The sequence below is a fragment of the Geodermatophilus sp. SYSU D00815 genome, assembly GCF_054050035.1.
In genome coordinates this window covers 32,329-58,585 of record NZ_JBJGYO010000008.1, presented here as the reverse complement: position 1 = coordinate 58,585, position 26,257 = coordinate 32,329, and the positions used below count along the sequence as shown (strand labels likewise).

Below are 26,257 nucleotides of genomic sequence, written 5' to 3'. Positions count from 1 at the left end.
CGTCACCCGTTCGGGGGGTGCGCCGTCCCGGCCGGCCGCCGAGAAGGCACTCCGTGCACGCGACACGCGCCGCCACGCCGGCAGGCCGTGCACGGAGTGCCTTCTCGGCGGGACCGAGCCGGCCTCAGCCGCAGATGGCGCCCTGCGCGGCCGAGCCGACGAGCTTGGCGTACTTGGCCAGCACACCGCGGGTGTAGCGCGGCGCGGGCGCGGCCCAGCCCTCCTTGCGGCGGGCCAGCTCGTCGTCGTCCACCAGCAGGTCGAGCGTGCGGGTGCGCAGGTCCAGCCGGATCGCGTCGCCGTCGCGGACGAACGCGATCGGCCCGCCGTCGGTGGCCTCCGGCGCGACGTGGCCGATGCACAGCCCCGTCGTCCCGCCCGAGAAGCGACCGTCGGTGAGCAGCAGGACGTCCTTGCCGAGGCCGGCGCCCTTGATCGCGCCGGTGACGGCGAGCATCTCGCGCATGCCCGGTCCGCCCTTGGGGCCCTCGTAGCGGATGACGACGACGTCCCCGGGCTTCAGCGTGCCCTCGGTGACGGCGTCCATGGCGCCCTGCTCGCCGTCGAACACGCGAGCGGTGCCCTCGAAGACGTCGGCGTCGAAGCCGGCCGACTTCACCACCGCGCCCTCCGGCGCCAGCGAGCCGCGCAGGATCGTCAGCCCGCCGGTCTTGTGGATCGGGTTGTTCATCGCGTGGACGATCGTGCCGTCGAGGTCGGGCGGGGCGATCTCGGCGAGGTTCTCGGCCATGGTCTTCCCGGTGACGGTGAGCGTGTCGCCGTGCAGCAGGCCGGCGTCGAGCAGGGCGCGCAGCACGACCGGGACGCCGCCGACGCGGTCGATGTCGGTCATGACGAAGCGGCCGAAGGGCTTGACGTCGGCCAGGTGCGGGGTGCGGTCGCCGATCCGGTTGAAGTCGTCGAGGGTCAGGTCGACCTCGGCCTCGTGCGCGATGGCCATCAGGTGCAGGACGGCGTTGGTGGAGCCGCCGAGCGCCATGACCACGGTGATCGCGTTCTCGAAGGCCTCCTTCGTCATGATCTGGCGCGCGGTGATGCCCTTGCGCAGCAGGTTGACCACGGCCTCGCCGGAGGCGACGGCGAAGGCGTCGCGGCGGCTGTCGGGCGCGGGCGGCGCGGCCGAACCGGGCAGCGCCATGCCGAGCGCCTCGGCGACGCTGGCCATCGTGTTGGCGGTGTACATGCCCCCGCACGAGCCCTGGCCGGGGCAGGCGGCCTTCTCGATCGCGTCGAGCTCCTCGCGGCTGATGAGACCGCGGGCGCAGGCGCCGACGCCCTCGAAGACGTCGATGATCGTCAGGTTGTCGCGGTCCCCGAGCCGTCCGGGCAGGATCGAGCCCGAGTAGAGGAAGACGCTGGCCAGGTCGAGGCGGGCGGCGGCCATGAGCATGCCGGGCAGCGACTTGTCGCAGCCGGCCAGCAGCACCGAGCCGTCGAGCCGCTCGGCGAACATCACCGTCTCCACGGAGTCGGCGATGACCTCGCGGGACACCAGCGAGGCCCGCATGCCCTCGTGCCCCATCGAGATGCCGTCGGAGACCGAGATCGTGCCGAACTCCAGCGGGTAGCCGCCCGCGGCGTGCACGCCCTCCTTGGCCCGCTTGGCCAGCCGGTCGAGGGAGAGGTTGCAGGGGGTGATCTCGTTCCACGACGAGGCGACGCCGATCTGCGGCTTGTCCCAGTCGTCGTCGCCCATGCCGACGGCCCGCAGCATCGCCCGCTGCGGTGCCCGGGTGATGCCGTCGGTCACCTCGCGGCTGCGCGGCTTGAGGTCGGCGGTCTCGCTGCTGGTGGGTCGGTCCTCGACGCTCGTCACGAGCGGAAAGGGTAGGCCCGCCTCGCGCCGAGGGGGTGAGGACGTCTGGGACCATGGGTTCTCGTGGCTGTCCCCGCACGCTTCCGGCTGGGCCGGACGGCGTACCTGCCGGTCGTCGTCCTGCTGATCTGCGTCCTCCCCCTGGCGGCGGCCGCGAGCCCGTGGGGCCTGCTGGCGCTGCTGCTCCCCCTCGCCGCCGCCGCGTACGTGCTCCGGGCGGGGGTGGACGTCGGCGACGAGGGCATCACCGCCCGCTCGGCCGTCGCCTCGCGCACCGTGCCGTGGAGCGAGCTGGCCGCCGTCCGGCTCGGCGAGCGCGGCAGCCTGTGGCTGGTCACCACGGGGGGCACCGAGGTGCGCCTGCCGGTGGTGCGCACCCGCGACCTGCCCCGGATCGCCGAGCTCTCCGGCGGGCGGATCCCCCAGCCTCAGTAGTCCGTCACCACGTTGACCAGCGGCCGGCCGTCCAGCACCCGCCGCAGCTGGTCGGTGACCGCCGCCGTGGCCCGCTCCTCGGTCCCCGGCACGGCCCCCGCCACGTGCGGGGTGAGCAGCAACCCCGGCGCCGACCACAGCGGGTGCCCCGGCGGCAAGGGCTCGGGGTCGGTCACGTCGAGCGCGGCCCGCAGCCGCCCCGACCGCAGCTCGGCGAGCAGCGCCTCGGTGTCGACGACCACCCCGCGCGCGGCGTTGACCAGCAGGGCGCCGTCCCGCATCGCGCCGAGGAACGCCGCGTCCACCATCCCGGTCGTCTCCGGCGTCACCGGGACGACGAGGACGACGACGTCGGCCCCGGGCAGCAGCCGCGGCAGGTCGTCGGTGGACCGGACGCCGTCGCGGGCGGTGCGGGCGACGTAGGTCAGCTCGACGTCGAAGCCGGCCATCATGCGGCCGATCGCCCGGCCGATGTCGCCGGCGCCGACGACGAGCACCCGGGCGCCCACCAGCGAGGAGTGCGTGCCCGGCGACCACCGGCCGGCGTCCTGCTCGCGGACGAAGGCCGGGATCCCGCGCAGCGCGGCCAGCGTGACCGTGACCGCCCACTCGGCGGTCGACGGGGTGTGCGCGCCACGGGCGTTGCACAGGACGACGCCCTCGGGCAGCCGGCCGACGAACCGCTCCGCGCCCGCGCTCATCAGCTGGACCAGCCGCAGCCGGGGCAGCGCGGCGAGCACGTCGGCCGGCAGCTCGCCGCCGCCCCGGGGGACGACGACCTGCGACCGGGTCGCCTCGCCGGTGGGCACGCCGTCGGTCGGGTGGAACCGGTGCGCGCGCACGCGGGGCGAGAGCGCCTCGACGGCGCGGGCGAGCGCCGTCGAGGGGACGAGCACGTGCAGGGTCTCGTCCGGGCCGAGGACGTCGGCGCCGGTGGTCGGCTCGCGCACGGCTGCCGAAGGTAACCGGCGCGCCTCGCCCGCCTAACCTGAGGGCCGGACAGGGAGGGATTCGTGGAGATCGAGGAGACGCGGCTGCCGGGCATCGGCCTGCGGCACGACTTCGTCACCGCCCAGGGCCGGCGGATCGGCGTCCTCTCCCAGCGCAACGGCGCCCGGCAGATCGCCGTCTACGACCGTTTCGACCCGGACGCCTGCTCCGACGCCGTCGACCTCACCCCCGAGGAGGCCGAGGTGCTCGCCGAGCTGCTCGGCGCGCCCCGGATCACCGAGCGGCTGGCCCGGCTGCGCGAGCAGGTCGCGGCGCTGGCCACCGAGGGCATCCCGATCGAGCCCGGCTCGGCCTACGTGGGGTCGACGCTCGGCGACACGGCGATCCGCACGCGCACCGGCGCCTCGGTCGTGGCCGTCCTGCGCGGTGACGAGATGCTGGTCTCCCCCACCCCGGAGTTCCGGTTCCAGGCCGACGACCGGCTGGTCGTGGTCGGCACCCGGACCGGGGTCGAGGCCGTCCGCGAGCTGCTCTCCGCCCCTTGAACGAGACCGCACAGCTGCTCCTGGAGATCGGCGCCGTCCTCTTCGGTCTCGGTGTCGTCGGCCGGCTCGCGGGGCGCATGGGGTTCTCCCCGATCCCGCTGTACCTGCTCGCCGGGCTGGCGTTCGGCACCGGCGGGCTGCTGCCGCTGCAGGCGCCGGAGAACTTCTTCGACGCCGGCGCCGAGATCGGCGTGGTCCTGCTGCTGCTCGTGCTCGGCCTGGAGTACACACCCGACGAGCTGCGGCACAGCCTGCGCACGCAGGCGCCGGTCGGCGTGCTCGACCTGCTGCTCAACGGCCTGCCCGGGGCGGCGCTGGCGCTGCTGCTCGGCTGGGGGCCGGTGGCCGCGCTGGCGATGTTCGGCGTCACGGCCATCAGCTCCTCCGGCATCGTCGCGAAGGTGCTCACCGACCTCGGCCGGCTGAGCAACCGGGAGACACCCGCCGTCCTCGGGGTCCTGGTGATCGAGGACCTCGCGATGGCGGCCTACCTGCCGCTGCTGACCGCGGTCCTGGCGGCCTCCTCCGCGGGGTCGGCGGTGGTGTCGATCGCGGTCGCGCTGGTCACGCTGGCCGTGGTGCTCGCGGTCGCGCTGCGCTGGGGCGAGGGCGTCACCCGCTTCGTGGGCGCCCGCTCCGAGGACGTGCTGATCCTGCGGGTGGTCGGCCTCGCGCTCCTGGTGGCCGGTGCCGCCGAGGCGGTGCACGTGTCGGCCGCGGTGGGCGCCTTCCTGCTGGGCATCGCGCTGTCCGGCGAGGTGGCCGAGCAGATCCGGGGGCTGCTGGGGCCGCTGCGGGACCTGTTCGCCGCCGTCTTCTTCGTCTTCTTCGGGCTGTCCACCGATCCGTCGCAGCTGCCGGGCGTGCTGCTGCCCGCGGCCGCGCTCGCCCTGGTCGGCATCGCCACCAAGGTGGCCACCGGCTGGGTGGCGGGGCGCCGCAGCGGGGTCGGCCCGGCCGGTCGGCTGCGCGCCGGCGCCGCCCTGGTGCCCCGCGGGGAGTTCTCGATCATCATCGCCGGGCTGGTGGGTGCCACGGTCGCCCCGGAGTTCGCCCCGACGGTCGCCGCCTACGTCCTGCTGCTGGCCGTCGTCGGCCCGCTCGCGCCGAGGATCGCCGATCCGTTCGCCCGCCGGCTGGCGCGACGCGCGGCTCGGTCGGACCCGGCGCGGCCGAGTCCCGTCACGGCGTCCCGGCCGCACGTACTGTGAGACGGGTGAGGGGACGCACGGCGGGCCGCGCCAGGCGGCTGCTCGCCGTCCTCGTCCTCGCCGGCGCGCTGACCGGCTGCGGCAGCGACGGCTACGAGCAGGACGGCCCGTGGCGGCCGCTGCCGGAGGGCGCGCCGCCGGAGGTGGGGCCGCCCACCGAATCGGCGCCGGCGCCCGCGCCCGGCCAGCCGGCCGACCCGGGATCGGGCGAGCAGGCCGGCGACCCCAACGTCGTCGCCACCGACCTGGACGTGCCCACCGGCCTCGTCGTCCTCCCCGACGGGACGGCGATCGTCGGTGAGCGCGAGACCGGCCGGCTGCTGCAGGTCTTCCCCGACCGCTCCCCCGCGCGCGAGCTCATGACGGTCACCGGCATCGACACCGCAGGCGACGGCGGCCTGCTGGGCCTGGCGCTGAGCCCGACGTTCGCGGAGGACGGCCTGCTCTACGCCTACGTCACCACCCCGACCGACAACCGGGTGGTCCGCTTCCCGATCGGCGGCACCCCCAACCCCGTGCTCACGGGCATCCCTCGCGGCGAGACCCACAACGGCGGCGGGCTGCTGTTCGCCCTCGACGGCACCCTCTACGTCGGCACCGGCGACACGGGCAACCCCGCGCTCGCGCAGGACCCGCTGTCGTGGGCGGGCAAGGTGCTGCACGTCGACGTCTTCGGCCAGCCGGTCGGCCCCGGTCCGGTGCACGCCCGCGGCCTGGCGAACGTCACCGCGCTGTGCCTCGGCGGCGAGAACGCCATCCACGCCACCGACGACTCGGCCGACGGCGCCGACGAGATCAACGCGATCGCCTTCGACCGCGACTACGGCTGGCCGACCGAGTCGAGCGGCACCGCCGACCCCGTGACGACCTTCCCGTCGGCGGAGGGCGGCCCGGGCGGGTGCGCGATCGCCGGGCCGACGGTGTTCCTCGGCATGCTGGAGGGCGAGAAGGTCGCCATCGCCACCCTCGACGAGGACGGCAACGTCCTCGAGGAGCCCGAGGAGTTCCTCGCCGGCACCTACGGCCGGCTGCGCACCGTCGTCCTCGACGCCCAGGGCGGTCTGTGGATCACCACGTCCAACCGCGACGGCAACGGGACGCCCCGCGAGGGCGACGACAAGGTGCTGCGGATCATCCCGCCGACCAGCGGCGGCGACTCGCCCCTGTGAGTGATCGGTCGTCCCTGGCGCGGGCCCGGAGGGCTCCCGGCGGGGACGACGCGACCGGCTCCGCGCGACCCGGGGACGGCACGTGGCCGCGGTGCGATCCGGAGGATCGCGGTGCTACAGCACGCGCTCCTCGAGCATCCGCCTGACCGTCGGGGCGTCGGCCTTGCCACGGGTGGCCTTCATGACCTGCCCGACGAGGGCGCCCAGCGCCTGCACCTTGCCGCCGCGCACCTTCTCGACGACGTCGGGGGCCCCGGCGATCGCGGCCTCGACCGCGGCCACCAGCTCGTCGGACTCGCCCATCACCGCCAGCCCGCGCGCCTCGACCACCGCGGCGGGGTCGCCCTCGCCGGCCAGCACGCCGTCGAGCGCCTGGCGGGCCAGCTGGTCGTTGACCGTGCCGGCGGCCACCAGCGCGGTCAGCTCCGCGACCTGCCGCGGCGTGATCGGCAGCTCGGCCAGCTCGACGCCGGCGTCGTTGGCGCGGCGGGCGAGCTCGCCCAGCCACCACTTGCGGGCGTCGGCGGGCGAGGCGCCGGCGGCGACCGTGTCGGCCACCAGGTCGACCGCGCCGGCGTTGACCAGCCAGGCCATCTCCGTCGCCGACAGGCCCCACTCCTCGCGCAGCCGGGCACGCCGGGCGGCCGGCAGCTCCGGCAGCGCGGCGGCCAGCTTCTCGACCCACTCGGGGTCGGGCGCGACCGGCACCAGGTCGGGCTCGGGGAAGTACCGGTAGTCGGTCGCCTCCTCCTTGCTGCGGCCGGGCGAGGTGGTGCCGGTGTCCTCGTGGAAGTGCCGGGTCTCCTGCAGCACGCGCCCGCCCGAGTCGAGGACGGCGGCCTGCCGGCGCATCTCGTAGCGGACCGCGCGCTCCACCGAGCGCAGCGAGTTGACGTTCTTGGTCTCGGTGCGGGTGCCCCAGTCCAGGCTGCCGATCGGCGCCAGCGAGGTGTTGACGTCGCAGCGCAGGTTGCCCTGCTCCATGCGCACCTCGGAGACGCCCAGCGCCAGCAGGATGTCGCGCAGCTCGGTGACGTAGGCGCGGGCCACCTCGGGCGCCTTGGCGCCGGCGCCGGGGATCGGCCGGGTGACGATCTCGACCAGCGGGATCCCCGCCCGGTTGTAGTCGACCAGCGAGTGGTCGGCGCCGTGGATGCGGCCGGTCGAACCGCCCACGTGCAGGTTCTTGCCGGTGTCCTCCTCGAGGTGCACCCGCTCGATCTCCACCCGGTAGGTCTCGCCGTCGACCTCGACGTCCAGGTGCCCGGCCGTGCACAGCGGCTCGTCGTACTGGCTGGTCTGGAAGCCCTTGGGGATGTCCGGGTAGAAGTAGTTCTTCCGCGCGAAGCGGCACCAGGTGGCGATCCGGCAGCCCAGCGCGAGACCGATGCGGATCGTCGCCTCGATCGCCGCCGCGTTGGCCACCGGCAGCGAGCCGGGCAGCCCGAGGCAGACCGGGCAGGTCTGCGTGTTGGGCTCGGCGCCGAACGCGGTGGAGCAGCCGCAGAACATCTTCGAGGCGGTGCCGAGCTCGACGTGCGTCTCCAGCCCGATCACCGGCTCGTAGCGGGTGAGCAGCTCGTCGAAGTCGACGAGCCGTTCCCCGGTGGTGGTCGTCACGGGGTCTCCTCCTTGGTGGAGCGGCCGGTCAGCCAGGCGCCGACGCCGGTGAGCAGGCCGAGGACGAGGAAGACGGCGAAGACGGCCCGGCCGGTGACCAGCCAGAGCAGCAGCCCGGCGAGGATGACGAAGACCGTCAGCCCCCAGGCGACCTTGAGCGGGCCGGTCACGCCTCGGCCCCCCGCCCGGCCAGCTCGTCGAGCAGCCGGTGCCCGCGCGCGGCGTCCTGGGCCGCCTCCAGCGCGGCGGCGACCGAGTAGCAGCGGTCGTCGGCCAGCGCCGGCGCCATGACCTGGAAGCCGACGGGCAGGCCCTCGGACAGCCCGCAGGGGACCGAGATCGCCGGCAGCCCGGCCAGGCTGGCCGGCAGGGTGCACAGGTCGGCGGCGTACATGGCCAGCGGGTCGTCGACGCGCGCCCCGAGCGGGAAGGCGACGGTCGGCGTGGTCGGGCTGACCAGGACGTCGACCTGCTCGAAGGCGGCGTTGAAGTTTCGGGTGATCAGCGTGCGGACCTTCTGCGCCTGGCCGTAGTAGGCCTCGTAGTAGCCGCTGGACAGCGCGTAGGTGCCGAGGATGATGCGCCGCTTCACCTCGGGGCCGAAGCCCTGCTCGCGGGTCAGCGCCATGACGGTGTCGAGGTCGCGCTCGCCGTCGTCGCCGACCCGCAGGCCGTAGCGGACGCCGTCGAAGCGGGCCAGGTTGGACGACGCCTCGCTGGGCGCGATCAGGTAGTACGCGGGCAGGGCGAGGTCGAAGGCCGGGCAGGAGACCTCCGTCACCTCGGCGCCCATGCCCTCCAGCAGCGCCACGGCCTCGGCGAAGCGGGCCAGCACCCCGGGCTCGTAGCCGTCGGAGTGCCCCTCGCCGCCCAGCTCGCGGACGACGCCGACGCGCAGGCCGGCGAGGTCGCCGGCCGCCCCGCGCCGGGCGCACTCGGCCAGCGGCGGCAGCGGGGCGTCGATGCTCGTGGAGTCGCAGGGGTCGTGCCCGCCGATGACCTCGTGCAGCAGCGCGGCGTCGAGCACCGTCCGCGTCATCGGGCCGGCCTGGTCGAGGCTGGAGGAGAAGGCGATGAGCCCGTACCGGGAGACCGAGCCGTAGGTGGGCTTGTGCCCCACCAGGCCGGTGACCGCGGCCGGCTGGCGGATGGAGCCGCCGGTGTCGGTGCCCAGCGCCCAGGGGGCGAGGAAGCCGGCGACCGCGGCGGAGGACCCGCCGGACGAGCCGCCGGGGACCCGCTCGACGTCCCAGGGGTTGCGGGTGGCCCCGTAGGCGGAGTTCTCGGTGGACGAGCCCATCGCGAACTCGTCCATGTTGGTCTTGCCGAGCAGCACCGTGCCCGCCGCCTTGAGCCGCGCGGCGACGGTGGCGTCGTAGGGCGGTCGCCAGCCCTCGAGGATCTTCGAGCCGCTGGTCGAGGGGACGCCGTCGGTGACGAAGACGTCCTTGAGCGCCATCGGGACGCCGGCCAGCGGGCCGAGCTCGGTCCCGGCGGCGCGGGCGGCGTCGATCTCGCGCGCCCGGGCAAGCGCGGCGTCGGGGTCGACGAAGAGGTAGGCGCCGATCCGGCCGTCCTCGGCGGCGATCCGGTCGAGGTAGGCCTGGGTCACCTCGGCGGCGCTCACCTCGCCGGAGGAGAGCAGCCGGGTCAGCCCGGCGACGTCGGTGCGGACGAGGTCGCTCACGGCCGTGGTCACGCCTCCTCCCCGAGGATGCGGGGCACGCGGAAGCGGTCGTCCTCCGCGGCGGGGGCGCCGGCCAGGACGACGTCGCGCGGGAGGCTCGGCCTGACGACGTCGGGGCGCACCACGTTGGTCATCGGGACGGCGTGCGTGGTCGGGGCGACGTCCTCCGCGGCGGCGTCGCCGACCCGGGCCACGGCGTCCAGGATGACGTCGAGCTGGCCGGCGAAGACGTCCAGCTCCTCGTCGGTGACGGCCAGGCGGGCCAGGCGCGCCAGGTGGGCGACCTCGTCCCGGGAGAGCTTGGTCACGGGGTGTGGACTCCGTTCCGGCGGCGCCTCGTGCGCCGCAGCAGGTCCTTCGGATGCAACCCCGCCACTGTACGTGGCACGGGTGTGCTCGACCCCGGGCCGGGGATGCGGAAAGCTGCGGTACCGGCGATCGACGGAGATGGCCCGCATCCGCAGCGCCGGCCCGGCCCGAGCCCCGGAGGAACCGTGTCCTATCTCCTGCGCCTGGTGGTCCCCGACCGCCCCGGCATCCTGGGCGCCGTGGCGACGGCCCTGGGCGACGCCGGGGCCGACATCGTCTCCCTCGACGTGCTCGAGCGGGCCGGTGGCGTCGCCGTCGACGACGTGGTCGTGGACCTGCCCCCGGGCCGGCTCCCCGACGCCCTCATCACCGCCGCGCAGACGGTGCCGGGCGTGCGGGTGGAGTCGCTGCGCCCGTTCGCCGGGCCGCTGGACACCCACCGCGAGCTGGAGCTGCTGGACGCGCTGGCGCGGACGGCCGAGGACTCCGCCGAGAAGCTGCTGGCGGCCGAGCTGCCCCGGGTGTTCCACAGCGGGTGGGCCGTCGTGCTGGCCGGGAGCGCCCCCGACTCCTGCGAACTGGTCGCCGCGTCGGAGGCCGCGCCGGCGTTCGAGGGGCTGGCGCTGCCGTGGATGCCGCTGACCGCCCCGCGGCTGCTGCCCAGCGAGGCGGAGTGGCTGCCGGAGCGCTGGCGGGAGATGGCCATCGAGATGATGGCCGCGCCGTTCGGCGCCGGGCGGGCGGTCGTCCTCGGCCGGTCGGGCGGCCCCGCCTTCCGCCGCTCGGAGCTGCTGCGGCTGGCGCACCTGATCGGCATCGCCGGCACGGTCACCCACCTGCCTCCGGCCTAGGAGCAGGATCCCCCGCCCTGCTCGCGGCGGGTCCCCGCACGGGGCCGCGAACGGGTAGCCAGCCCGACGGCGATGCGGTGTCATCGAGACGTCCACCGACCCGACCGGACGGATGCCCGCGATGCGTCTCGGAGAGGTGCTCGACGCGGCCGGCCGACGCACCTTCGTCGGCCGTGAGGCGGAGCTCGCCCGCTTCACCGACGCGCTCAGCGGACGCGCGCCGCAGCGGATCTTCCTGGTCCACGGCGAGGGCGGGATCGGCAAGTCCACCCTGCTCGGCGAGTTCCGGGTCCGCGCGCTCGCCGCGGGCCGGCCGGCGGTCCTGGTCGACGGCCGCGAGGTGGACCCCTCCCCCGAGGGCGTGCGCGACGCGCTGGCGAGGGCGCTGCGCAGCGGTCCACCGCGGCTCGAGGAGCTGCCCGGGCTCGCGCTGTTCGTCGACCACTACGAGCACCTGACCCCGGCCGACCGGTGGATCCGCCGGGAGCTGCTGCCGGACCTCCCCGGCGACGGGTTGGCCGTGCTCGCCGGCCGGCAGGCACCGGACCCCGCGTGGCGGCGTCTGCCCGGCTGGCGCGAGCTCGGCGCGGTGCTGCGCCTGGAGTGCCTGACGGAGCGGGAGGGCACGGAGTTCCTGACCCGGTCCGGGGTGCCCGGCGAACGGCACGGCCCCCTCCTGTCGCTCAGCCGCGGGCACCCCCTGGCGCTGGCCATGCTCGCCGACGCGGTCGCCGAGGGGCCGCTGCCCAGCGAGCTGGCCGCCGCGCCCGACCTGGTGTCCGCGCTGCTCGAGGGCGTGGTCAGCCAGGTGCCCGCGGAGGCCCACGCCGTCGGTCTGGCCACCTGCACGGTGGCGTGGGCGACGACCGAGGACCTGCTCGCCGAGACGGTGGGCGACCGGGCGCCGGAGGTGTGGGACTGGCTGGCGCGCCAGCCCTACGTGTCGTGCGGCCCGCGCGGGCTGGTCCTGCACGACCTCGCACGGGACGTGCTCACCGCCGAGCTGGAACGGCGCAACCCCGAACGGCAGCGGAGGCTGCACCGGACCGTCCACGACCGCGTCGTCAGCGAGATCCGCTCGGCCGCCGGCGCCGACCGGCAGCACGCCGCCGAGCAGCTGCTGTACCTGCACCGCCACAGCCCGCTGACCAGCACGTTCTGGCAGCTGCGCAGCAGCGGCTCGACGGCCGTCGTCCCCGCGGGACCGCAGGACCGCCCGGCGGTGCCGGCGATGGTCGAGCGGTTCCTCGGCCGCGCGCACGGCGACCTGGCCCGCGAGTGGCTGCGGGAGGCGCCCGAGGGGCTGCACGTGGTGCGCCGGGAGGGCGCGGTCTCCGCGTTCGCCCTCGGCCTGCTGCTCCCCACGGGCTCCCCCCTGGAGGGCCGGGACCCGGTGGTGCGGGCGGCGCTCGAGCACGTCGCGCGCACCTCGCCCCTCCGGCCCGGCGAGCGGGTCCACCTCACCCGCTTCCTTGGCGGCGCCCAGGAGTTCGAGCGCGATCCGCACGCCGTCCTGGTGTCCTCGGTCGCCGCCCTGACGACGTACCTCACCCGACGCCTCGCCTGGTCGTTCACCGCCCCCGTCGACGTGGAGTTCTGGGGGCCGTTCTTCGAGTACCTCGCCTTCCTCCCGGTCGGGGAGGTCACGGTCGGCGGGCACCGGCACGTCCTCTTCGGCAACGACTGGCGCCGGCTCCCGCCGGACGCGTGGATGGACCTGATGAACGACCGGGAGCGGACCGGCGCGACCGGCCCGCCACCGGACTCCCTCCTGCGGCCCGCACCGCTGGGCCGCGACGCCTTCGCCGCGGCGGTGCGCGCGGCGCTGCGCGACCTCCACCGGGACGACCGGCTGGCGGCCGGCCCCCTGATGGCTTCCCGGCTGGCCCGGGGACCGGCCGGCCCGGACCCGGCCGCCCTGCGGTCCTCCGTCCGACGCGCGGTGGTCGTTCTCGCCCAGCAGCCGCGCGGCGCCGGCCGGTGCCGGGTGCTCGACCGCACCTTCCTGCGGCCGGCCCCGAGCCAGGAGGCCGCGGCGGAGGTCCTCGGCCTGCCGTTCAGCACCTACCGGCGGCACCTGGCCGCGGCCCTGGACGACCTCGTCGCGCTGCTCTGGGCGGTCGAGGTCGGCGAGGTGACGCTCCCCGAGGAGCGGCGACCGGGTGAGCACCGGGTGGGCACCGACTGACCTGGGAACCGAGCACCCGCTCGCGCCACCCTCCGCGGCACCGATCCGGAGGAGGGAGCGGAGATGGCGACGATCACGGTCCTCGGCGCCGGGATGAACGGCCTGACGACGGCGATGCTGCTGGCCCGCGACGGGCACCGCGTGACGGTCCTGGAGCGCGACCCGGCCGCCCCGCCGGCGCCGCAGCGGGCCTGGGAGGGGTGGGACCGGCCGGGCGTCGGCCAGTTCCGGCAGCTGCACTTCATGCTGTCGCGCTGGCGCGTCGAGCTGCAGGCGGCGCTGCCGGAGGTGCTCGACGACCTCGTCGCGGCCGGCGGGCTGCGGCTCAACGTGATCACCGCGCTGCCGGAGCACGTGCGGGGTCCGGTCCGCCCGGACGACGGCAGGTTCGAGACGGTCACCGCCCGGCGGCCGGTGCTCGAGGCGGTGCTGGCCGCCGCGGCGGCGCGCACGCCGGGCGTGGACGTCCGGAGGGGGGTCGCCGCCACCGGCTTCCTCACCGGGACGCCGACGGCTCCCGGCGTGCCGCACGTCGCCGGGGTGCGCACCGCCGACGGGGAGCAGATCGCGGCCGACCTCGTGGTCGACTGCCGCGGCCGCCGGGCACGGCTGGCCGACTGGCTGGCCGCCATCGGGGCCCGGCCGCCGGCGGAGGAGCGGGAGGAGTGCGGCTTCGTCTACTACAGCCGGCACTTCCGGCCGGCCGGCGGCGGGCAGCCGGTCGCGATGGCGCCGCTGCTGCAGCACTACGCCCCGTTCACGCTGGTCACGCTGCCGGCCGACAACGGGACGTGGTCGGTCGGGATCGTGACCAGCTCGGCCGACCACGCGCTGCGCGCGCTGCGCGACCCGCGCGCCTGGTCCGCGGCGCTGGCCCGCTGCCCGCTGGCCGCGCACTGGGCCGAGGGCGAGCCGTTCACCGGCGTCGACGTCATGGCCGGGCTGGAGGACCGGCACCGGCGGCTCGTGGTGGACGGCGAGCCGGTCGTCACCGGCCTGGTCCTGGTCGGCGACGCCTGGGCGCGGACCAACCCGGCGCTGGGCAGGGGGACCTCGATCGGCGTCATCCACGCCCGGGCGGTGCAGCAGGTGCTGCGCGAGGTCGACCTGGCCGACGCCGACAAGGTCGCGCGACGGGTGGACGACGTCACGGCCGCGACCGTCGAGCCGCTGTACCGCGCCACCGTGGCCTTCGACCGGCACCGCCTCGCCGAGCTGGCCGGCGAGGTGAGCGGGCGCCCCTACGAGACCGACGACCCCGGCTGGGCGATGACCAAGGCGCTGACGGCGGCGGCCCTGGTCGACCCCGACGCGCGCCGGCTCCTCGCCCGGCTGTCGCTGCTGGTCGAGCCGGCGTCCCAGGTCCTGGCCGATCCGGCCGTGGTCGCCAGGATCCGCTCGCTGGCCGCGGGCGCCCCGCGCTACCCGCTGCCCGGTCCCGGCCGGGCCGAGGTGCTCGCCGCCATCGGCGCCTGAAGCGCACGTCCGGACCCCGGGACCGCACCGCCGGAACTGTCGTCCGAGGGCCCCGGCGTCGGGCGCGTGCCGACCGGGGAGTTCTGGGACGTCGTCGAGGGCCGCGCCGCGCCGCCGCCGGTCGCCGGCCGCCGAGCTGCTCGGGTTCCGGCTGAGGGACGTCGACCCGGCCGCGATGACGATCGAGGTCGAGTTCGCCGCGGCGCCGTCGTTCACCAACCCGGCCGGCGACGTCCAGGGCGGGATGCTCGCCGCGATGCTCGACGACACGATGGGCCCGGCCCTGGTCGCCACGCTGGCCGACGGCGAGCGGGCGCCGACGACCGACCTGCACGTGCAGTTCCTGCGGCCGGCCCGCCCGGGCGTGCTGGTCGGCCGGGGACGGGTGGTCCGCCGCGGCGGCTCGGTGGCGTTCCTGGCGGGGAGCTCAGCGACGCGGACGGCCGGGTGGTGGCCACCGCCGTCGCCACGGCGTCGCTGCGCACCCGGGCGGGTAGGGGGCCGTCATGACAGCGCTGGAGCTCGGCCGTGCCGGCCTGCAGGGGTGGCGCGGCAAGGTGGCCGACGCCGCCGGACCGGTGGTGGCCCGCAACACGCCCTTCACCGAGGACCAGGTGAAGGCGGCGATCGGCGCCGCCTTCCTCGTCCTCTCGGTGGTCTACGTGGCCAAGACCGCCCGGGAGTGGATCCGGCGCACCTGAGCCGATCGACCCTGTGCCCGCGGCAGCATGTCGCCGCGGCAGCATGTCGCCGCGGCAGCACGGAGCCGCCGGCCGGTCCGCTGCCCGGCGCCGTGGAGACCGTCGACGTGGACGGCCTGCGCACCGCCTTCGAGCGCGCCGGACCCGGGCCCGCGGTCGTGCTGCTGCACGGCTGCGTCGCGGACGGCCGCACCACCTGGCGCCACCAGCTCGACGACCTGTGCGACGAGTTCACGGTCGTCGCCTGGGACGCGCCCGGCGCCGGCGCCTCGGCGGACCCGCCGGAGGACTTCGGCATCGCGGGCCACGCGGACTGCCTCGCCGCGTTCGTGGACCGGCTGGGCCTGGGCCGCCCGCACGTGGCCGGCCTGTCGTTCGGCGGGGGGCTCGCCATCGCGCTGACCGGCCGGCACCCCGCGCTCCCCCGGTCGCGGGTCCTGGTCTCCGCGTGCGCGGGCTGGCGCGGCTCGCTGCCCGAGGACGTCGCCGCGGCCGGGCTGCGGCAGGCGGTCGACCTCTCCGTGCTGTCCCCCGATCGGTTCGGGGCGACACTCCTGCCCACGATGTTCTCGCCGTCGACGCCGGCTACGGACGTGCGCGCACCGCGGGCGGTGGCCGAGGGGCTGCACGCCGGGATCCGGGGTCGCGGCTGCTGGTCCTGCCGGGTGTCGGGCACGTGTGCAACGTCGAGGCGGCCGACGCCTTCGACCGCGAGGTCCGGGCCTTCCTCTCCGAGGTGGGGGGCTGAGCCGCCTACTCCGCCGGCTCGCCGCCGTCGCCGACGGTGGCGACGGCGCGGGCGGCCTCCGGCCCCTCCTCGAGCAGCACCCGGAAGCCGTCGTCGTCCAGGATCGGCGCCTTGACCTGCACGGCCTTGTCGTACTTGCTGCCCGGGTCGGCGCCCACCACGACGAAGCCGGTCTTCTTGCTCACCGAGCCGGTCACCTTGCCGCCGCGCTCCTGGATCGCGGCGGTGGCCTGGTCGCGGCTGAAGTCGCGCAGCGAGCCGGTGACGACGACGGTCACGCCGGTCAGCGGCCCGGGCCCGTCGGCCTCGCCGTCGTCGGCCATGCGCACGCCGGCCGCCCGCCACTTCTCCACCACCTCGCGGTGCCAGTCGACGGCGAACCAGTCGCGGATCGACCTCGCGATGGTCGGGCCGACGCCGTCGGCGGCGGCGAGCTCCTCCTCGCCCGCCGCGGCGATGCGGTCGAGGGAGCGGAAGTCGCGGGCCAGCGCCTGCGCCGCCGTGGGGCCGACGTGCCGGATGGACAGGCCGACCAGCACCCGCCAGAGCGGCACGTCCTTGCGGGTCTGCAGGTTGGCCAGCAGCTTCTGGCCGTTGGCCGAGAGGGTGCCGTCCTTCTTGGTGAAGAACTCCGACTGCTCGAGCTTCTCGGCGTCGAGGAAGAACAGGTCGCCCTCGTCCTGGAGCAGGCCGCTCTGCAGCAGCGCGATCGCGGCCTCGTAGCCGAGGTTCTCGACGTCGAAGGCGCCGCGGCCGGCGACGTGGAAGACGCGCTCCCGCAGCTGCGCCGGGCAGGACCGCGCGTTGGGGCAGCGGATGTCGGCGTCGCCCTCCTTCTCCGGCCGCAGCTCCGTGCCGCACTCCGGGCAGTGCGTCGGCATCTCGAACTCGCGCTCGTCGCCCGTGCGGGCCGCGACGACGGGGCCGAGCACCTCGGGGATCACGTCGCCGGCCTTGCGGATGACGACGGTGTCGCCGATCAGCACGCCCTTGCGCTTGACCTCGGAGGCGTTGTGCAGCGTGGCGAGCTGCACGGTGGAGCCGGCGACCTTGACCGGCTCCATGAACGCGAACGGCGTGACCCGGCCGGTGCGCCCCACGTTGACCCGGATGTCGAGCAGCTTGGTGGTCGCCTCCTCGGGCGGGTACTTGAAGGCGATCGCCCAGCGCGGCGCCCGGGAGGTCGAGCCCAGCCGCCGCTGCAGGGCGACCTGGTCGACCTTCACCACCACGCCGTCGATCTCGTGCTCCACCGAGTGCCGCTGCTCGCGGTAGCGCTCGATGTAGGCCCGGACGCCCTCGAGGTCGTCGACCACCTCGTAGCGGTCGCTGGTGGGCAGGCCGAGCTCGCGCAGCCGGACGTAGGCGTCGGACTGGTTCTCGGGCTGCCACCCGTCGTGGGCGCCGAGGCCGTGCACGATCAGCCGCAGCCGCCGCGAGGCGGTCACCCGCGGGTCCTTCTGCCGCAGCGAGCCGGCGGCGGCGTTGCGCGGGTTGGCGAACGGCGCCTTGCCCTGCTCGACCATCGAGGCGTTGAGGTCGGCGAACGCCGCGACCGGGAAGTAGATCTCGCCGCGGACCTCCAGCCGCTCGGGCAGGTCCTCCCCCGCGAGCTGCTGGGGCACGTCCTGCATGGTGCGCACGTTGGCGGTGACGTCCTCGCCGGTGACGCCGTCGCCCCGGGTGGCCGCGCGCACCAGCCGGCCGCGCTCGTAGAGCAGCGCCACGGCGAGGCCGTCGATCTTCAGCTCGCACAGGTAGCGGGCGCCGGTGCCGACCTCGCGCTCGACCCGGGCGGCCCAGGCCGAGAGCTCGTCGCTGCTGAACGCGTTGTCGAGGCTCTGCATCCGCTCCAGGTGCTGCACCGGGGCGAAGGTCGCGGCGAAGCCGCCGTTGACCTTCTGGCTCGGCGACTCCGGCGTGACCAGCGCCGGGTGGGCGGCCTCGATGGTCTTCAGCTCGCCCATGAGCTCGTCGTACTGGCCGTCGCTCACCAGCGGCTCGTCGCGGACGTAGTAGGCGAAGGCGTACTTGTCGAGCAGCTCGGAGAGGTCGCGGTGGCGCGTGCGCGCGTCGTCGGGGACCTGCGTGAGGTCCTCGCGGTCCTCCGCGGCCACCACCTGCGGGACGTCGACCTCAGCCTCGGTGCTCACGCACCGAACCGTATCCGCCCGGTACGACGGCGGACCCGCGTCCACCTGCCGTGGCGGTCACCCCTGGTCACCATGACGGGCGTGCACGTCGAGCTCGCCCGCGCCCTCGTCCCCGTCGTCCACGACCTGACCGCCACCGGTGCGCCGGTGCCCCGGGTGGTCGACGACGGCTGGTCCGACGACCCGGGGACGGCGAGCGCGATGCTGTGGAGCCGGGACGGCACCCACGGCTCCGGCGTCGGCGTGCGCCTCGGCGCCCCGCGGCACGAGCAGCTCGTGCACGTCGCCGACCAGGTGCAGGAGTGGGCGTTCGACGAGCTCCGGGGGACGGCGGCGACGAACTGGCCGCGGTGCCCGCACCACCCGGCCACCCACCCGCTGCAGGCCGCCGTCCGCGACGGCGCCGCGCGCTGGGTGTGCCCGCGCGACGGCACGGCGGTCGCCGTCGTCGGCGGGCTGCGCTAGTCCGGCAGGAGGTACCTGGCGGCCTCGCGGACGTGCGCCATCGCGGCCCGCGCGTAGGCGGGGGTGGCCCCGGCCAGGCCGCAGGAGGGCGTCAGCGTCACGGCGGTGTGCAGCTGCTCGGCCGGGAAGCCGAGCTCGCGCCACAGCCCCTGCAGGCGCGACGCGGTGGCCTTCGGCGTCCCGAGCGGGGCGTCGGTGCCGGGGACGACGCCGACGAGCAGGTGGGTGCCCGCCTCCACCGCCTCGCCCACGGCGTCGAGGTCCTGCACGAGCCCGGAGTCGAAGGACACCCCGGCCGCGCCGGCCGCCCGGAACAGCCCGAGCGGCGCCCGCGGCGCGCAGCAGTGCACCACCACGGGCCCGGGCAGCGCCGCCACGGCGTCGGCCAGCTCCTGCTGAACCGTGCCGGCCTCCACCGCGGCCAGCCGGCCGTAGCCGCTGGCGGTGGGCAGCGCGCCCTCGATCACCGCGGGCACCGACGGCTCGTCGAGCTGGACGACGACCCGGGCCCCCGGCACGCGGGCCCGCACCTCGGCGACGTGCGCGGCCAGGCCCTCCGCGAGCGACTGGGCCAGGTCGCGGCGGGCGCCGTGGTCGACCACCGCCCGCTCCCCCCGCTCCCGCTCCAGGCCGGCGGCCAGGGTCCACGGCCCGGCGGCCTGGACCTTGAGCGGGCCGGCGTAGCCGTCGGCGACGTCGGTGAGGGCGTCGAGGTCGCGCTCGAGCAGGTCCTGCGCCCGCCGCAGGTCGACGCCCGGCCGCGCGACCAGCCGCCACCCGGCGGGGGTGAGGTCCACCGCGACGTCGACCAGGAGGGCGGCGGTGCGGCCGACGAGGTCGGCGCCGGGGCCGCGGGCCGGCAGCTCGGGCAGGTGCGGGAACTCCGGCAGCTCCCCCAGCACCAGGTGGACGGCCTCGACGGGGTCGCCGCCGGGCAGCGACCCGACGCCGGAGGCCGGTCCCCAGGGTGCGGGGGCCGGCTCCGGCTCGTCGCTGACGTCCTGCGGTTCGGGTTCGGACGACGGGACCACGACGGCGACCGTAGCCCAGCCGCCGCCGCGGTCCCGGCCGCCCGCCTCAGCAGCTGGGCGTGGTCACGGGGACGGCGTGGTCGCCCGTCGGCGGGGTCAGCGGCGAGCCGGCCGCCAGGTGGTCGACCGCCGTGTCGACGTCGACCGGGCCGGTGACGGGGTCGGTCCCGCGGGTGAAGGCCGTGAAGCCGTCGCCGCCGGTCGCGAGGAACGAGTTGACCGCGACCCGGTACCTGCCGGTCGGCTCGACCGGGACCCCACCGATCGTGATCGAGCAGGCGAACACCCGGTCGCCCTCGGCGCGGGCGGGGTCGTACTCGTAGCGGAACCCGTCGGACGTGGAGAGCACGAGCGTCGAGGCGCGGGCCGCGCTCGGGAACTGCTGCTCGAGGACCTGGTCGATGTCCGCGCCGGTCAGCGTGAGCGTGTTCACCGTGTTGCTGAACGGCTGGACGTCGAACAGCTCCCGGTAGGTCACCTCGCCGGCGGCGATGTCGGTGCGCAGGCCGCCCGGGTTCATGAAGGCGACGACGGGCGGCTCGCCGCCGACCGCGGCGGCCCCCGCCAGCTGGGCGTTCGCGACGAAGGTGCCGAGCACGGACTCGTCGTCGCGCACGACCTCGCCGGCGGCGTTGCGGGCCCGCAGCAGGTCCCCGGTCACCGTGCCGACCACCTGGTCGCCCGCCTCGGCCGCCCGCTCGTTCCAGTGGTCGACGATCGCCTGCACGCGCGGGTCGGGTGCCCCGCGGGTCACCGGGACGTTGGTGGCCGTGTACGTCGCCGCCCGGTCCACGTCGCCGGTCGCCCGGTCGAGGGTCAGCCGGATGTCGGTGACCAGCCGGCCGTAGAACCCGGCCTGGGTCACCAGCCGGGGCGTGCCCTCGCGGTCGGGCAGCAGGCAGTCGTAGGCCTGGTGGGTGTGCGCGCTGACGATCAGGTCGACGGCGGGGTCGACGGCCGCGTTGATGTCGACGATCGGACCGGTGAGCCGGTCGCAGCCGTTCGGGTCGAGCGCGGTCGGCCCCTCCGCCTCGCCCCCCTCGTGGACGAGGACGCCGATGGCCTCGACCCCTGCCTCCCGCAGCTCGGGGACGAACTCGTTCACCGCCTCGGCCTCGTCGAGGAAGGTCACGTCCGCGATCCCGGCGGGCGCGACGATCGTGGGGGTCGTCTCGGTGACCACCCCGATGAGCGCCACCTGCGTGCCGGCCGGGGTGTCGAACACCTGGTACGGCGGCAGGATCGGCTCGCCGGTCGCCCGGTTGCGGACGTTGGCCGCGAGGTACGGGAAGTCGGCGCCGTCGAAGGCGTGCTCCCCCTCGCCGAAGCAGCCGTCGACCCCGGGGGTGACGCCCTGGCAGGCGGTCACGTCGTCGGTGAAGGTGCCGTCGGTCGCGCCGGAGATGCGCCGCAGCTCCTCCGTGCCGCGGTCGAACTCGTGGTTGCCGACGGCCGAGACGTCCAGGCCCATCGCGTCCAGGACCTCGATCGTCGGCTCGTCCCGGAAGAAGCTGGACTCGAAGGTCGACGCGCTGACCAGGTCGCCGGCGCCCACGAACAGGGAGCCGGCCGGCCCCCGCGTGCCCGACCGGAAGGACTCCTGCAGCCGGGCGACGGTGCTGGCGACGTTCGCCGACCCGCCGACCTCGGTGACGACGTCGTCGGCGGTGTCGTAGGCCCCGTCCGGGCCGGGGGCCGTGACGAGCTGGCTGTCGCCGCCGGTGGTGGGCGAGATCCGGCCGTGGAAGTCGTTCATGGCCAGGATCTGGACCGCGACGTCCTCCGGCCTGCCGCCGCCGCCGCCGCCGTCGGCGGCGGCCCCGGCGGCGAGCGGGGTGCCGGCCACGACCAGGCCCGCCAGGGCGAACGCGGGCAGGATCGATCGACTGGGGCGCACAGGGTCCTCCGGTGGTTCTCCCCCGCGGACGGACGGCTTCCTCGTGAGCTCGGCTAACTAGCAGTGCTCAGCACCGGGCTCACGGGCACGCTAACCCGGCACGTGCGCGCGGGCCAAGTCCTACCCGGGAACGGACCCCGCCCGTTCGCCGGCCCGCAGCACGGCCCCCTGGCCGAGCACCAGGTCGCCGCGCTCCGGGTCCGGCGCGTAGAGCACCGCCGACTGGCCCGGGGCGACGCCGCGCTGCGGGTCGTCCAGCCGCAGCAGCAGGCCGTCGTCGACGGCGGTGACCTCGCAGGCGACGGGCGTGCCGTGCGCGCGCAGCTGCACCTCGGCCCGGGGGGGGGGGGCCCGGGGGGGGCGGGGGGGGGGGGGGGGGGGGGGGGGGGGGTGGGGGGGCGCGGCGCGGGGGGGGGGGGGGGGGCGGGGGGGGGGGGGGGGGGGGGGGGGGGGGGGGGGGGGGGGGGGGGGGCGGGGCCCCCCCCCCCGCCCCCCCGCTACCGGTGCTGCAGGCCCTGCTGCCGCTCGCGGCGTGCGCGCCGGTGGCGCTGGCGCTGCAGACCGCGTTGTGAAGGGCCTCCTCGTCACCGTCGTGGTCCTCCTCGGGCTCGCGCTGCTCGCCGACCGGGTGGCCGTGGGCGTCGCCGAGGACCGCGTCGCCGAGGAGCTGGCCGCCCAGGGCGGTCTGCAGGGCACGCCCGCCGTCGAGATCGGCGGCTTCCCGTTCCTCACCCAGGCCGTCGCGGGCGACTACGAGGAGGTCCGCATCTCGCTGACCGCCGAGCAGCTGGGGCAGCCGGCGGGGACCAGCGCCGACGCCGTCCTGCGGGGGGTGCGGGTGCCGTTGTCGGCGGTGCTGTCCGGGTCGGTGCAGGAGGTGCCGGTCGACCGCATCGACGGCTCGGCGACGCTCGCCTACGACCTGCTCGCCGCCGAGCTCGGCGGCGACACCACCCTGGCGCCCGAGGGCGACGGGCTGCGCATCACCAGGACCGTGGAGGCCGCCGGCCTCACGCTGCCGCTGACCGCGACGGGGACCGTCTCCCTCGACGGGGACGTGCTCGTCGTCGACGTCGAGGAGGCGGCCGGCGCGGGCGTGGACGTCCCCGCGTGGCTGGTCGACCGGGTGAGCGACCTGCTGGACCTGCGCTACCAGGTGCCCGCGCTGCCGTTCGGGCTGCAGCTGACGGGAGTGCGCCCGGGGCAGGACGGCGTCGTCGTCACCGTGGAGGCGACCGACACGGTCCTGAGCGGCTGACCGCTCCGGGAGCCGCCCCGTCCGGGAATGCCGGCGCCCGCGAGCGGTGTTGCGCCGGGGGATGAGTCCGATCGGAGCGGCCGTGCTGGCCGTCGCCCTCGTGCTGGCGGCCGCGGCGGCGTGGTGGCTGCGCGTCCGCGACGGCGCCGTGCGCGCGGCGGGAGGGGACGGCGACGTGGGTCCGCGGGCGGTGCTCGAACGGCTCGGGGTGCGCCCCCAGGACGCCGACCTCACCGTCGTGCAGTTCTCCACGGCGTTCTGCGCGCCCTGCCGCGCCACCCGCGCCCGCCTGCAGCAGCTGCAGGCCACCCGCCCGGGGCTGGCCTACGTGCACGTCGACGCCGAGAGCCACCTCGACGAGGTGCGCGAGCTCGACGTGCGCCGCACCCCGACCCTGTTCTACCTGCGCCGCGACGGCAGCCTGGTCGGCCGCAGCAGCGGCGCCCCGCGGGCCGACGAGCTCACGGCCCTGGTGGACGCCCATGTAGGGACTACAGCGTGATCCGTTACCCTCGGCCCGTGGGCACCCTGCTGACATCGCGGCGCACAGTGGACCTGTGCCGCGTCGGCAGCTGCCTGTGTCCGACCTGCTGAGGTCGGTTCCCGACCGTCCAGACGTGCCCCGTCCGCCGTCCGAAGGTCTCCGCTCCCCATGACTGCACCGCCGCGCGAGGTCGACGTGCGCGGCCCCCGCTTCGCCGCGTGGGTCACCAGCGCCGTGCTCGCCGCCGTCCTGCTCACCGGCTCCTGGCATCTGCTCGCCGCCCAGGCCGTCGTGTTCGCGGTGGGCGCCCTCGCCGGTCTGCGGTACGCGCCCTACGGGGTGCTGTTCCGGGTCCTGGTCGCCCCGCGGCTGGGCCCGGTGCGCGAGCGGGAGCCCGAGGCCCCGCCGCGCTTCGCCCAGTTCGTCGGCCTGCTGTTCGCGGTGGTCGGCGTCCTGGGCCACCTGGTCGACGCGCCGCTGGTCGGCGCGATCGCCACCGGCCTCGCGCTGGTGGCGGCCCTGCTCAACGCGGCCACGGGCTTCTGCCTCGGCTGCGAGATGTACCTGCTCACCCGGCGCGCGACGGGCACCCGCGCCCGCGCCGCCTGACCCTCTCCCACCAGGAAGGAACCCCCATGAGCCGCAACGACGTGCTCGTCACCGCCGACTGGGCGCAGGAGCACATCGGTGACCCCGGCCTCGTGTTCGTCGAGGTCGACGAGGACACCAGCGCCTACGACAAGGGCCACATCGAGGGCGCGGTCAAGCTGGACTGGAAGAAGGACCTCCAGGACCCGCTGCGCCGCGACTTCGTCAGCAAGGAGCAGTTCGAGCAGCTGCTGTCGCAGAAGGGCATCGGCAACGACGACACCGTCGTGCTCTACGGCGGCAACAACAACTGGTTCGCCGCCTACGCCTACTGGTACTTCAAGCTCTACGGCCACGAGGCCGTGAAGCTGATCGACGGCGGTCGCAAGAAGTGGGAGCTCGACAGCCGCCCGCTGTCCGACGCGACCGTCGAGCGCCCGGCCACGCAGTACCAGGCCAAGGACCCCGACACCTCCATCCGCGCGTTCCGCGACGAGGTCGTCGACGCGATCGGCCAGAAGAACCTGGTCGACGTCCGCTCGCCCGACGAGTTCGCCGGCAAGCTGGTCGCCCCGGCGCACCTGCCGCAGGAGGGCGCGCAGCGCCCCGGCCACATCCCGACCGCGGTGAACGTGCCGTGGAGCAAGGCGGCCAACGAGGACGGCACCTTCAAGAGCGACGACGAGCTGCGCAAGCTCTACGAGGACGCCGGCCTCGACACCGGCAAGGACACCATCGCCTACTGCCGGATCGGCGAGCGCTCGAGCCACACCTGGTTCGTGCTGCGCGAGCTGCTCGGCCACCAGAACGTGAAGAACTACGACGGCTCGTGGACCGAGTACGGCTCGCTCGTCGGCGTCCCGATCGAGAAGGGGGCCTGAGCATGTGCGGAGCCCCGAAGCAGGGCGGTGGCCTCGCCGGGGTCGACCTGGACACCCAGACGGTGATCCAGGGCCAGGTCTGGCACGACGGCGCGCCGGTGGCCGGGGCCTACGTCCGGCTGCTCGACGCGACCGACGAGTTCACCGCCGAGGTGGTGACCAGCCCCGAGGGCGAGTTCCGCTTCTTCGCCGCGCCGGGTGAGTGGAAGGTCCGCTCCCTCGCCCCGGTCGGCAAGGGCGAGCGGGTCCTCACCGCCGACGTCGGCCTCAACGAGACGACGGTCGCGCTCAGCTAGGCGCTGCGCCCCACGACAGCCCGCCCCGGCCCGGCCGGGGCGGGCTGTCGTCGTCCGCGGGGGTCACGCCCGGGGCCCTGGACCCCGCGGCCGCGGCGCTCCACGATGACCGTCCGTGGAGATCGGCATCCTCGGCAGCGGCGTCGTCGGCCGGGCGCTGGCCGCCGGGTACGGGCGGCACGGGCACCGGGTGCGGATCGGCACCCGCCAGGCGGTCGTCGAGGGCGTGCCCACGGGGTCGCCGGACGAGGTGGTCCGCGTCGCCGAGGTCGTCGTCCTCGCGGTCAACGGGCAGGTCGCGGTCGACCTCGTGCGGTCGGTGGCCGGCGAGCTCGAGGGCAAGGTGCTCGTCGACGCGACCAACCCCCTCGACCTGTCCTCCGGCCGGCCGGCGCTGTTCGTCGGCACGACCGACTCGCTGGGCGAGCAGGTGCAGCGGGCGGTCCCGGCGGCCCGGGTGGTCAAGGCGTACAACACGGTCGGCAACGCGCTCATGGTCGACCCCGACCTGCCCGGGGGTCCGCCGACGATGTTCATCGCCGGCGACGACCCCGGCGCGAAGCGCACCGTCACCGGGCTGCTCGAGGAGACCGGCTGGGACGTCGCCGACCTCGGCGGGATCGAGGCCAGCCGGTGGCTGGAGGCGATGGCGCTGGCGTGGACGGCGTACGGCTTCGCCCACGGCACCTGGACGCACGCCTTCCGGCTGCTGCGGGGGTAACCGGCAGTCAGCGCTCCGCGGTCAGACGGACCCGGCGCCGCAGGTGCCAGGCCGCGGCGAGCAGGACGCCGGAGACGAGGACGGCGCCGCCGGCCCAGCGGGCGCCGGGGAAGACGGCGTCGTCCAGGCTCGCCGTGCCCGCCGCGGCGGTGAGGCCCGCGGCGAGCCCGACCCCCGCCAGGAGGGGCCACACCCACCGGCCGGCGGCATGCCCCGCCGCGGGCACGCACGGCGTCCGCCGCCACCACCGGACGAGCCAGGCCGCCAGCACCGCCAGGCCGGCCACGCTGCCGGCGTACTGCAGCCACCGGTAGCCGGGCAGCGGGCCCCAGGCCGCGGCGAGCGCGGGCAGCTGCTCGGGCCCCCAGCGTCCGGCGTGCGTGAACTCGTCCCAGAGCAGGTGCGTGGCGCCGCCGAGCACCAGGGCCGCGACCAGCAGCAGCGCCTGGCGGCCGCTCGCCAGCCGGCCCCGCAGCCCCACCCCCAGCCGGGAGAGCCGACCCCGCAGCGGCGCCGGAGCCGCCGCCAGCGCGGGTGCGGCCAGCACCCCGTGCCAGACCGCCCAGGCGAGCAGGCCGATCAGCAGGTCGGAGGTGACGAGCGCCGGGGCGCTGTGCGTCGCGTACCACTGCGGCAGCGGCAGGTAGAAGGGCAGGTCCGGCGCCGTGCTGCCGATGACCAGCCCCGACGCCGGCAGCGGCGTGCGCAGGAACGGCAGCACCGCCGCCGGGTGGCTCCCGGTGAAGGGCACGGCG

General features: G+C 75.9%; 27 protein-coding genes and 1 pseudogene. 17 read left to right on the top strand and 11 right to left on the bottom strand.

Going from position 1 to position 26,257, the window contains the following annotated elements:
* Positions 1 to 124: 124 nt before the first annotated feature.
* Positions 125 to 1,837: a dihydroxy-acid dehydratase gene (gene ilvD / locus ACI78S_RS11690; protein ID WP_456973360.1), complete on the bottom strand. Its 1,713-nt coding sequence runs from the start codon at positions 1,835 to 1,837 to the stop codon at positions 125 to 127.
* Positions 1,838 to 1,900: 63 nt separating this feature from the next.
* On the opposite strand from ilvD, the gene ACI78S_RS11685 reads away from it, so the two are divergent.
* Positions 1,901 to 2,272 (top strand): PH domain-containing protein, encoded by a 372-nt coding sequence (locus ACI78S_RS11685; RefSeq protein WP_456973358.1) that lies wholly within the window; start codon positions 1,901 to 1,903, stop codon positions 2,270 to 2,272.
* Here the strand turns inward: ACI78S_RS11685 and ACI78S_RS11680 are convergent.
* The gene (locus ACI78S_RS11680; protein WP_456973356.1) at positions 2,266 to 3,222 is read right to left on the bottom strand and encodes a 2-hydroxyacid dehydrogenase; all 957 of its coding nucleotides are present in this window, start codon (positions 3,220 to 3,222) and stop codon (positions 2,266 to 2,268) included. The two genes, ACI78S_RS11685 and ACI78S_RS11680, sit on opposite strands and share 7 nt — an antisense overlap.
* Before the next feature lie 63 nt (positions 3,223 to 3,285).
* Here ACI78S_RS11680 and ACI78S_RS11675 point away from each other — a divergent pair, with 63 nt between their 5' ends.
* The 3 genes from ACI78S_RS11675 to ACI78S_RS11665 are packed head-to-tail and all read left to right on the top strand — an operon-like array spanning position 3,286 to position 6,148.
* Entirely contained in the window at positions 3,286 to 3,768 is a 483-nt protein-coding gene (locus ACI78S_RS11675; protein WP_456973354.1) for a cation:proton antiporter regulatory subunit, read from the top strand.
* Positions 3,765 to 4,979: a cation:proton antiporter gene (locus ACI78S_RS11670; protein ID WP_456973352.1), complete on the top strand. Its 1,215-nt coding sequence runs from the start codon at positions 3,765 to 3,767 to the stop codon at positions 4,977 to 4,979. Before ACI78S_RS11675 ends, ACI78S_RS11670 begins: the two co-directional genes overlap by 4 nt.
* A 5-nt stretch (positions 4,980 to 4,984) precedes the next feature.
* On the top strand, positions 4,985 to 6,148 hold the full coding sequence (locus tag ACI78S_RS11665; RefSeq protein WP_456973350.1) for a PQQ-dependent sugar dehydrogenase: 1,164 nt from the start codon (positions 4,985 to 4,987) through the stop codon (positions 6,146 to 6,148).
* Between the two features lie 114 nt (positions 6,149 to 6,262).
* Here the strand turns inward: ACI78S_RS11665 and gatB are convergent, their stop codons facing one another.
* Genes gatB through gatC form a run of 4 tightly spaced genes read right to left on the bottom strand, consistent with a single transcriptional unit; the run spans position 6,263 to position 9,763 of the window.
* On the bottom strand, positions 6,263 to 7,768 hold the full coding sequence (gatB, locus tag ACI78S_RS11660; protein ID WP_456973348.1) for an Asp-tRNA(Asn)/Glu-tRNA(Gln) amidotransferase subunit GatB: 1,506 nt from the start codon (positions 7,766 to 7,768) through the stop codon (positions 6,263 to 6,265).
* Complete coding sequence (locus tag ACI78S_RS11655; protein WP_456973346.1) at positions 7,765 to 7,938, bottom strand: hypothetical protein; 174 nt, start codon at positions 7,936 to 7,938, stop codon at positions 7,765 to 7,767. Before ACI78S_RS11655 ends, gatB begins: the two co-directional genes overlap by 4 nt.
* Positions 7,935 to 9,467 carry an Asp-tRNA(Asn)/Glu-tRNA(Gln) amidotransferase subunit GatA gene (gatA, locus tag ACI78S_RS11650; RefSeq protein WP_456973344.1) on the bottom strand — a complete coding sequence of 511 codons (1,533 nt, stop codon included), beginning with the start codon at positions 9,465 to 9,467 and terminating at the stop codon, positions 7,935 to 7,937. Before gatA ends, ACI78S_RS11655 begins: the two co-directional genes overlap by 4 nt.
* Positions 9,464 to 9,763, bottom strand: coding sequence for an Asp-tRNA(Asn)/Glu-tRNA(Gln) amidotransferase subunit GatC (gene gatC, locus ACI78S_RS11645; protein ID WP_456973342.1), 300 nt, complete (start codon positions 9,761 to 9,763; stop codon positions 9,464 to 9,466). The genes gatA and gatC overlap by 4 nt, the downstream gene beginning before the upstream one ends.
* Before the next feature lie 186 nt (positions 9,764 to 9,949).
* On the opposite strand from gatC, the gene ACI78S_RS11640 reads away from it, so the two are divergent.
* The 6 genes and pseudogenes from ACI78S_RS11640 (at position 9,950) to ACI78S_RS11615 (ending at position 15,843) form a co-directional block, all read left to right on the top strand.
* Entirely contained in the window at positions 9,950 to 10,615 is a 666-nt protein-coding gene (locus ACI78S_RS11640; protein ID WP_456973340.1) for an ACT domain-containing protein, read from the top strand.
* A 121-nt stretch (positions 10,616 to 10,736) separates the two neighbouring features.
* Positions 10,737 to 12,803 carry an ATP-binding protein gene (locus ACI78S_RS11635; RefSeq protein WP_456973338.1) on the top strand — a complete coding sequence of 689 codons (2,067 nt, stop codon included), beginning with the start codon at positions 10,737 to 10,739 and terminating at the stop codon, positions 12,801 to 12,803.
* A gap of 63 nt (positions 12,804 to 12,866) precedes the next feature.
* The gene (locus tag ACI78S_RS11630) at positions 12,867 to 14,279 is read left to right on the top strand and encodes an FAD-dependent oxidoreductase (RefSeq protein ID WP_456973336.1); all 1,413 of its coding nucleotides are present in this window, start codon (positions 12,867 to 12,869) and stop codon (positions 14,277 to 14,279) included.
* Positions 14,176 to 14,682: pseudogene (locus tag ACI78S_RS11625) on the top strand (PaaI family thioesterase); the annotation flags it as partial. The gene ACI78S_RS11630 and the pseudogene ACI78S_RS11625, both read left to right, overlap by 104 nt.
* 103 nt (positions 14,683 to 14,785) lie before the next feature.
* Entirely contained in the window at positions 14,786 to 14,980 is a 195-nt protein-coding gene (locus tag ACI78S_RS11620; RefSeq protein ID WP_456973335.1) for a hypothetical protein, read from the top strand.
* Positions 14,962 to 15,843 (top strand): alpha/beta fold hydrolase, encoded by an 882-nt coding sequence (locus ACI78S_RS11615; RefSeq protein ID WP_456973333.1) that lies wholly within the window; start codon positions 14,962 to 14,964, stop codon positions 15,841 to 15,843. Before ACI78S_RS11620 ends, ACI78S_RS11615 begins: the two co-directional genes overlap by 19 nt.
* Here the strand turns inward: ACI78S_RS11615 and ligA are convergent.
* Positions 15,734 to 17,881, bottom strand: coding sequence for an NAD-dependent DNA ligase LigA (gene ligA, locus ACI78S_RS11610; RefSeq protein WP_456973331.1), 2,148 nt, complete (start codon positions 17,879 to 17,881; stop codon positions 15,734 to 15,736). The two genes, ACI78S_RS11615 and ligA, sit on opposite strands and share 110 nt — an antisense overlap.
* Positions 17,882 to 17,962: 81 nt before the next feature.
* Between ligA and ACI78S_RS11605 the strand changes: the two genes are divergently transcribed.
* Positions 17,963 to 18,346 (top strand): hypothetical protein, encoded by a 384-nt coding sequence (locus tag ACI78S_RS11605; RefSeq protein ID WP_456973329.1) that lies wholly within the window; start codon positions 17,963 to 17,965, stop codon positions 18,344 to 18,346.
* Here ACI78S_RS11605 and ACI78S_RS11600 read toward each other — a convergent pair.
* The 3 genes from ACI78S_RS11600 to ACI78S_RS11590 all read right to left on the bottom strand — a co-directional run bounded on the left by ACI78S_RS11600 (position 18,343) and on the right by ACI78S_RS11590 (position 21,862).
* Positions 18,343 to 19,377, bottom strand: coding sequence for a methionine synthase (locus ACI78S_RS11600; protein WP_456973327.1), 1,035 nt, complete (start codon positions 19,375 to 19,377; stop codon positions 18,343 to 18,345). The two genes, ACI78S_RS11605 and ACI78S_RS11600, sit on opposite strands and share 4 nt — an antisense overlap.
* A 46-nt stretch (positions 19,378 to 19,423) precedes the next feature.
* Positions 19,424 to 21,274 carry a bifunctional metallophosphatase/5'-nucleotidase gene (locus ACI78S_RS11595; RefSeq protein WP_456973325.1) on the bottom strand — a complete coding sequence of 617 codons (1,851 nt, stop codon included), beginning with the start codon at positions 21,272 to 21,274 and terminating at the stop codon, positions 19,424 to 19,426.
* A 120-nt stretch (positions 21,275 to 21,394) separates the two neighbouring features.
* Complete coding sequence (locus tag ACI78S_RS11590) at positions 21,395 to 21,862, bottom strand: aminomethyltransferase beta-barrel domain-containing protein (protein ID WP_456973323.1); 468 nt, start codon at positions 21,860 to 21,862, stop codon at positions 21,395 to 21,397.
* Here ACI78S_RS11590 and ACI78S_RS11585 point away from each other — a divergent pair.
* From ACI78S_RS11585 to ACI78S_RS11560, 6 genes are all read left to right on the top strand, one after another.
* Positions 21,843 to 22,532, top strand: coding sequence for an LmeA family phospholipid-binding protein (locus ACI78S_RS11585; protein ID WP_456973321.1), 690 nt, complete (start codon positions 21,843 to 21,845; stop codon positions 22,530 to 22,532). The genes ACI78S_RS11590 and ACI78S_RS11585 overlap by 20 nt on opposite strands.
* A gap of 61 nt (positions 22,533 to 22,593) precedes the next feature.
* A complete protein-coding gene (locus ACI78S_RS11580) occupies positions 22,594 to 23,034 on the top strand; it encodes a thioredoxin family protein (protein ID WP_456973319.1) in 441 nt (146 codons plus the stop codon).
* 150 nt (positions 23,035 to 23,184) lie between these two features.
* The gene (locus ACI78S_RS11575) at positions 23,185 to 23,625 is read left to right on the top strand and encodes a DUF4395 domain-containing protein (protein ID WP_456973317.1); all 441 of its coding nucleotides are present in this window, start codon (positions 23,185 to 23,187) and stop codon (positions 23,623 to 23,625) included.
* Positions 23,626 to 23,651: 26 nt separating this feature from the next.
* Positions 23,652 to 24,485 (top strand): sulfurtransferase, encoded by an 834-nt coding sequence (locus ACI78S_RS11570; RefSeq protein WP_456973315.1) that lies wholly within the window; start codon positions 23,652 to 23,654, stop codon positions 24,483 to 24,485.
* A 2-nt stretch (positions 24,486 to 24,487) separates the two neighbouring features.
* Positions 24,488 to 24,781, top strand: coding sequence for a DUF1416 domain-containing protein (locus ACI78S_RS11565; RefSeq protein WP_456973313.1), 294 nt, complete (start codon positions 24,488 to 24,490; stop codon positions 24,779 to 24,781).
* Between the two features lie 115 nt (positions 24,782 to 24,896).
* Complete coding sequence (locus tag ACI78S_RS11560; protein ID WP_456973311.1) at positions 24,897 to 25,502, top strand: NADPH-dependent F420 reductase; 606 nt, start codon at positions 24,897 to 24,899, stop codon at positions 25,500 to 25,502.
* A 7-nt stretch (positions 25,503 to 25,509) separates the two neighbouring features.
* Here ACI78S_RS11560 and ACI78S_RS11555 read toward each other — a convergent pair whose 3' ends face one another.
* Positions 25,510 to 26,253, bottom strand: a complete 744-nt coding sequence (locus ACI78S_RS11555) for a DUF4184 family protein (protein ID WP_456973309.1) — start codon at positions 26,251 to 26,253, stop codon at positions 25,510 to 25,512.
* Positions 26,254 to 26,257: the final 4 nt, after the last annotated feature.